Origin of the sequence: Pseudonocardia sp. McavD-2-B, from assembly GCF_024124365.1 — a bacterium.
GTDB lineage: Bacteria > Actinomycetota > Actinomycetes > Mycobacteriales > Pseudonocardiaceae > Pseudonocardia > Pseudonocardia alni.
The window spans coordinates 1-6,445 of sequence record NZ_JAMXSG010000305.1 but is presented as its reverse complement, the minus strand read 5'-3'; the positions used below and the strand labels follow the sequence as shown (position 1 = coordinate 6,445).

General features: G+C 72.4%; 5 protein-coding genes and 2 pseudogenes. 4 read left to right on the top strand and 3 right to left on the bottom strand.

Features of this window, described 5'->3' with window-relative positions:
- Positions 1–440, top strand: a pseudogene (locus tag NH602_RS26665) (hypothetical protein); the annotation flags it as partial.
- Between the two features lie 77 nt (positions 441–517).
- On the opposite strand, the gene NH602_RS26660 reads toward NH602_RS26665, so the two are convergent.
- The 3 genes from NH602_RS26660 to NH602_RS26650 form a co-directional block, all read right to left on the bottom strand.
- Positions 518–1,573 (bottom strand): 2-oxoacid:ferredoxin oxidoreductase subunit beta, encoded by a 1,056-nt coding sequence (locus NH602_RS26660; protein ID WP_253069215.1) that lies wholly within the window; start codon positions 1,571–1,573, stop codon positions 518–520.
- A complete protein-coding gene (locus NH602_RS26655) occupies positions 1,570–3,501 on the bottom strand; it encodes a 2-oxoacid:acceptor oxidoreductase subunit alpha (RefSeq protein ID WP_100878761.1) in 1,932 nt (643 codons plus the stop codon). Before NH602_RS26655 ends, NH602_RS26660 begins: the two co-directional genes overlap by 4 nt.
- Before the next feature lie 125 nt (positions 3,502–3,626).
- Positions 3,627–4,400 carry an enoyl-CoA hydratase gene (locus tag NH602_RS26650; protein ID WP_073576530.1) on the bottom strand — a complete coding sequence of 258 codons (774 nt, stop codon included), beginning with the start codon at positions 4,398–4,400 and terminating at the stop codon, positions 3,627–3,629.
- Between the two features lie 37 nt (positions 4,401–4,437).
- Between NH602_RS26650 and NH602_RS26645 the strand changes: the two genes are divergently transcribed.
- The 3 genes and pseudogenes from NH602_RS26645 to NH602_RS26635 form a co-directional block, all read left to right on the top strand.
- Positions 4,438–4,941 carry a PaaI family thioesterase gene (locus tag NH602_RS26645; protein ID WP_161152418.1) on the top strand — a complete coding sequence of 168 codons (504 nt, stop codon included), beginning with the start codon at positions 4,438–4,440 and terminating at the stop codon, positions 4,939–4,941.
- Between the two features lie 97 nt (positions 4,942–5,038).
- The gene (gene htpX, locus NH602_RS26640) at positions 5,039–5,899 is read left to right on the top strand and encodes a zinc metalloprotease HtpX (RefSeq protein WP_073576528.1); all 861 of its coding nucleotides are present in this window, start codon (positions 5,039–5,041) and stop codon (positions 5,897–5,899) included.
- A gap of 112 nt (positions 5,900–6,011) precedes the next feature.
- A pseudogene (locus NH602_RS26635) lies at positions 6,012–6,445 on the top strand (hypothetical protein); the annotation flags it as partial.

Here is a 6,445-nt window from a genome sequence, read left to right as displayed (position 1 = left end):
GGCCGGCCGAGGACGACGAGCCGGCCGGCCGCCACGCCCTGCGCGACGACGTCGAACCGGCCCCGCTGCCCGAGCCGGGCCCCGCGCCGGCCGACGACGGCCCGCCCGCACCGCTGTCGATCCCGTCGCGGCCGCGACAGGACGCCGGTGGCTCGGCGCTGGCGGCGCTCGATTCCATGATCATCGGCCCGTCCGCGGCGTCCGCGCCGCTGCCCCCGGGGGTGCGTCCGGGGCCGTACCCGGACTCGGTGCTCGCCCCCACCGACGGTGGCGACCCGCCCGAGACGCACCGGGTGAAGGTGCACAGCGGTTCGCGGAGGTTCCACCCGCCCGAGTCGCCGTACTACGTCCGCACCCGCGCGGACCTGTACTTCACCGCGGAGGGCGCGGCGCGGGCGGCCGGGTTCATCGCCTGGCACGAACGCCCCGGGGCCCGCTGAGCCCCAGCGCCTCCGGACACACGACGGCCCCGGTACTCCTCGGAGTACCGGGGCCGCGGTGTGGCGCGGGCCGGGACCTAGACGATGGTCCAGGTGTCGCGGCCGTTGAGCAGGGCCTGCAGGTCCGCGTCGGGCTTGGCGTCGCGGGCCGCCTGCACTTGGGCGCGGGCGGCGTCGTCGTAGGTGGTGCGGTCGGTGTTGCGGAAGACCCCGGTGACGGTGTGGGTGAGGTCCTGGTCCGAGAGCCGGGACAGGGCGAAGGCCAGCTCGTGGTCGGCGGCGTCGTGCACGACGATCTGTGCGGCGTCCACCGAGGCGGTCTCGACGACCCTGAGCTTGAACCCGTCCTGCACCACGGCGTGCGAGCCCTCGGCGCCGAAGACGATCGGCTCACCGTGGACGACGGGGATGAGCCGGTTGTCGGTGTCGCCCTTGCGGAGCACGTCGAAGCTGCCGTCGTTGAAGATGGGGCAGTCCTGGAAGATCTCGACCAGGGCGGAGCCGCGGTGCTCGGCGGCGGCCTGGAGCACGGCGGTGAGGCTCTTGCGGTCGGAGTCCAGGGCCCGTCCGACGAAGCTCGCCTCGGCCCCGAGGGCCAGCGAGATCGGGTTGAACGGGTGGTCCAGTGATCCCATCGGGGTGGACTTGGTGACCTTCCCGACCTCGGAGGTCGGGGAGTACTGGCCCTTGGTCAGCCCGTAGATCCGGTTGTTGAACAGCAGGATCTTGATGTTGACGTTGCGGCGCAGCGCGTGGATCAGGTGGTTGCCACCGATGGAGAGCGCGTCGCCGTCGCCGGTCACGACCCAGACGCTGAGGTCCTCGCGGCTGGTCGCGAGACCGGTCGCGATGGTCGGGGCGCGGCCGTGGATGGAGTGCATCCCGTAGGTGTTGAGGTAGTACGGGAATCGCGAGCTACAGCCGATGCCGGACACGAACACGGTGTTCTCGCGCTTGAGGCCCAGGGTGGGGAGGAACTGGCGGACGGCGGCGAGGACGGCGTAGTCGCCGCAGCCGGGGCACCAGCGGACCTCCTGGTCGGAGGTGTAGTCCTTCGCGGTCTGCTTCGCGTCCGTGGTCGGGACGCCGTCGAGGCCGCCGATGGACGGCAGGCCCAGGTCGGTGGCGGTCATGCCTGCGCTCCAGTGGTCTCGTTGGCGATGTCGGACGCCGACTCCGGGTGCTTGCCGGTGAGGTAGTCCAGGAACACGTCCTGGAGCTCCTCGGCGCCGAACGGGAGCCCGGCGACCTTGGTGTAGCTCTTGACGTCGACCAGGTGCTCGGCGCGCAGCAGCATGGCGAGCTGACCGAGGTTCATCTCGGGGCAGAGCACCGTGCGGTAGCCGCCCAGGATCTCGCCGAGGTTGGCCGGCATCGGGTTGAGGTTGCGCAGGTGCACCGTGGCGACCGAGTGGCCCAGCTTGCGCACGCGCCGCGCCGCCGCGTTGATCGGGCCGTAGGTCGAGCCCCAGCCGATGACGAGGAAGTCCGCGTCGCCGTCGGGGTCGTCGACCACGAGGTCGGGGACGTCGATGCCGTCGATCTTGGCCTGGCGCAGCCGGACCATGCGGTCGTGGTTGTCGGGGTCGTAGGAGATCGAGCCGCGCCCGTCGGCCTTCTCCAGCCCACCGACCCGGTGCTCCAGCCCGGCGGTGCCCGGGATCGCCCACGGCCGGGCCAGGGTCTCGGGGTCACGCAGATACGGCCAGAACTCGCCGGACCCGTCGGGGGCGTTGGGTTCGGTCGCGAACCCCGGGTCCACCGTCGGCAACGACTCGACGTCGGGGATCTTCCACGGCTCGGAGCCGTTGGCCAGCGCCCCGTCGGAGAGCAGCATGACCGGGGTGCGGTACTCGACCGCGATCGCGGCGGCCTCGACCGCGGCGATGAAGCAGTCCCCCGGCGTGCAGGGGGCGATCACCGGCAGCGGCGCCTCCCCGTTGCGCCCGTGCAGCGCCTGGAGCAGGTCGGCCTGCTCGGTCTTGGTCGGCAACCCCGTCGAGGGCCCACCACGCTGCACGTCGATGACCAGCAGCGGCAGTTCCAGGGCGACGGCCAGGCCGACGGTCTCGGCCTTGAGCGCGATCCCCGGCCCCGACGTGGTGGTCACGCCGAGTGCCCCGCCGAAGGCTGCGCCGAGGGCGGCGCCGACACCGGAGATCTCGTCCTCGGCCTGGAACGTGGTCACGCCGAAGGCCTTGTGCTTGGACAGCTCGTGGAGGATGTCCGAAGCCGGGGTGATCGGGTAGGTCCCCAGGAACACCGGCAGGCTCGTCGTCCGCCCCGCGGCGATGAGCCCGTAGGCCAGGGCGACGTTCCCGGTGATCTGCCGGTAGGTCCCCGGCGCCAGGCGGGCCGGCGCGACCTCGTAGGTCACCGCGAACGCCTCGGTCGTCTCCCCGTAGGCGTGCCCCGCACGGAACGCCAGGATGTTGGCCTCGGCGATGTCGGGCTTCTTCGCGAACTTCTCCCGCAGGAACCGCTCGGTCGACTCGCTGGGGCGGTGGTACATCCAGGACAGCAGACCCAGGGCGAACATGTTCTTCGCCCGCTCGGCGTCCTTCTTCGACAGCCCGGTCTCCTCCAGGGCGCCGCGGGTCAGGGTCGCCATCGCGACCCCGTGTACCGCGTAGGGCTCCAGCGAGCCGTCCTCCAGAGGGTTCGCCGCGTAGCCGACCTTGGTCAGGTTCCGCTTCGTGAACTCGTCGGTGTTGACGATCAATACCCCGCCCTGGGGCAGGTCGCCGATATTGGCCTTCAGTGCCGCCGGGTTCATCGCCACCAGCACGTCGGGGCGGTCACCGGGGGTGAGGATGTCGTAGTTCGCGAAGTGCAGCTGGAACGACGAGACGCCCGGCAGGGTCCCGGCAGGTGCCCGGATCTCCGCGGGGAAGTTCGGCAGTGTCGACAGGTCGTTGCCGAAGTTCGCGGTCTCGGAGGTGAAGCGGTCCCCGGTCAGCTGCATGCCGTCACCGGAGTCGCCGGCGAACCGGATGACCACCCGGTCGCGCTGGACGACCTCGGAGTCGCGTGCCTCGACGGGGGTGTCGCTGGTCGTCATGGGCTGATGGTCCCCAGTTCGGCGTCGAAATGTGCCTCGATACGTCGAGGTTAACTCCCGGTTCGGGCCCCTGTCCGGAGACCCGGAGCCACGTCACATAACCTGGGTTACGTTCGTGGTGACGGTCACTTCCTGCTGATCTTCTTCTGCAGTGCGGCGACACGTTCCGCGAACGCCTCGGAGTGCACCGTCTCGGCCTGCGCGCGGACCTCGACGTCGGTGGCGTCGGCGTGCGCGGCGAGCCGCGAGGTGATCCGCATCGTCGCCTTGGTGGTGACGATCAGGTCCCGCGGTGCGGCGGCCGCCCGGCCCGCGAGCTCGCGGGCGCCGGCCATCAGGTCCTCGTCGCTGTCGTAGGCACGCCAGGCCAGGCCGATGCGCTCGGCCTCGCGGGCGTCGAGGACGTCGCCGAACAGGGTCATCGCCGCGGTGCCCTGGGCGCCGAGAGCGCGCTGGGCCATCCACGTGTAGCCGCCGCCGGGGTGCAGGCCCAGCTGCATGAAGCGGACGTCGAACCTCGCGCTCGGGCCGGCCAGCCGGACGTCGCAGGCCAGGGCCAGGTTGATCCCGGCGCCGACGGCGGCGCCGTTGACCGCGGCCAGGGTCGGCAGCGGGGACGAGGCGATGGCGAGGAATCCGGAGTAGACGCGCTTGAGCGTCGCCGGGTCGGCCTCCTGCAGCTCGGCGAGGTCACCGCCCGCGCAGAAGGCGGGTGCCTGCCCGGTGACGACGATCGCGCCGACCGAGTCGTCGGCGTTCGCGGCCTCGACGGCGGCGACGAGCTTCTGCGAGAGGTCCAGGTTCAGCGCGTTGCGTCGTGCCGGGTTGGACACGGTGAGCACCGCGACACCGTCGGTGACCTCGGTGCGGACCTCTGTCGTGACATCGCCGTCGTTCATGGGCCCGACTCTTCCACGCCGGGTTAGCCTTCCGCACGTGACGGGTGCACAGGTGACCGGGCGGGCCGAGCTGCCCCGCCACCACGCCGGCTGCTTCGCCTGCGGTGACGGTCCCGGCGGGCTGCGGATGCGCTTCGCCGATCCCGGCCCCGACTCCGACGGGCGGGCCCGGGTGACGGGGGCGGTCGTCGTCGCCGACACGCACGAGGGCGCGCCCGGGCTGGCGCACGGCGGCGTACTGGCCACGGCGATGGACGAGCTGTTCGGCGCGCTCCAGCACCACCTCGACGGCCACTTCGTGACCGCGGAGCTGACCACCCGCTACCGGGCGCCGGTGCCGCTCGGCACGACGCTGCACCTCGACGCGGTGATCGAGTCGGTCGACGGGCGCAAGCTGTGGGTCCGCGGCACGGGCAGGCTCGACGCCCCGGACGGCACCGTCGCGGTGTCGGCGACGGCGCTCTTCCTCGGCGTCACGCTCGACCACTTCCGCCGCTACGCCCCCGAGGGCACCCGCTTCCGGGAGCGGCACGCGCGCTGAGCCGCGGTCGGGGCGGGTCACACCCGGGAACGCACTGCCCGGTTCGTCCGTTGACCCGGATGACCCCCGAAGGACCGCACGGAAAGGCGACCCCGGCGTGCACAGCCACATGAACGGTCTGAAGACGGCCGTCCTCCTCGGCGCGATGAGCGCCCTGATCCTCGCGATCGGCGGGGTCCTGGGCGGGCGCGGCGGACTGGTCATCGCGCTCGTCATCGCGTTCGCGGTGAACGGGTGGGCCTACTTCAACTCGGCGAAGACGGCGCTGCGGTCCATGCACGCCCAGCCGATCACCGAGGCCGAGTACCCGCAGCTGTTCCGGATCGTCCGCGAGCTGAGCCAGCGGGCCCGCCAGCCCATGCCGTCGCTGCACATCAGCCCGACCGACGCGCCGAACGCGTTCGCCACGGGCCGCAACCCGCGGCACGCCGCGGTCTGCGTGACCACCGGTCTGCTGCACCTGCTCGACGAGCGCGAGCTGCGCGCCGTCATCGGCCACGAGCTCAGCCACGTCTACAACCGCGACATCCTGATCTCCTCGATCGCCGGTGCGCTCGCCTCGGCGGTGTCGTTCCTCGCGAACTTCGCGATGTTCGCCTCGATCTTCGGCGGCGGCGACGAGGACCGCCCGAACCCGATCGCGATCATCCTGGTCGCGATGCTGGGGCCGATCGCGGCCGGCGTCGTGCAGATGGCCGTCAGCCGGTCCCGGGAGTACCAGGCCGATGCGTCGGGTGCCGAGCTCACCGGGGACCCGCTGGGCCTGGCCTCGGCGCTGCACAAGCTCAAGTACGGCACCGCGGCCGCTCCGCTGCCCCCGGACCCGCGGCTCACCGCGCAGTCGCACCTGATGATCGCCAACCCGTTCCGGCCCGGGGAGAAGATGGCGAGGTGGTTCTCCACCCATCCGCCGATCGAGGACCGGATCGCGCGGCTCCAGCAGATGGCCCGCCGCTGACCGGACCGTTCCGGGGGTGGTTGCGTGTCCCCGGGTCGCTGTTCCGTAACGGTTCGGGGTACCGCGAGCGATGGAACTCTCAGAGCAGAGCTCCCCCTGCGGAAGAGGACCCATGAGCGAGACCCCGTCCCAGAAGCCCCGCCACGCACTCACCGACACCGGTGGGACGCCGTCGGTGCCGCTCCAGGACGGCCCGGTCGAGGTGCCGTCACCGGCGTGTCCGGGGGACGACGTGGTCACCTGGGCCGGCCCGGGGGAGCAGGTCGCGCTGCCGACGGCCCGGTCGTCCTCGGACGCCGACGCACCGGTCGCGCCGACCGCCGATGCGGACGTCCCGGCCCCCTCCGCCCCGGACGCCGACACGGACACACCGGTCGCGCCCACCCCGGACGCGGAGCCGCAGCCCCGTGCCCCTCGGGCGGCCGCGCCGGACACGATGCCCGACGGCGGGTCCTCCGACGACGCGCCCACCACCGCGCTGCCCGTCGTCCCGCGTCCCCGCGACGCGGCCGGTCCCGGTCGGCAGCGGCCGGTCGGCGGCCCGTC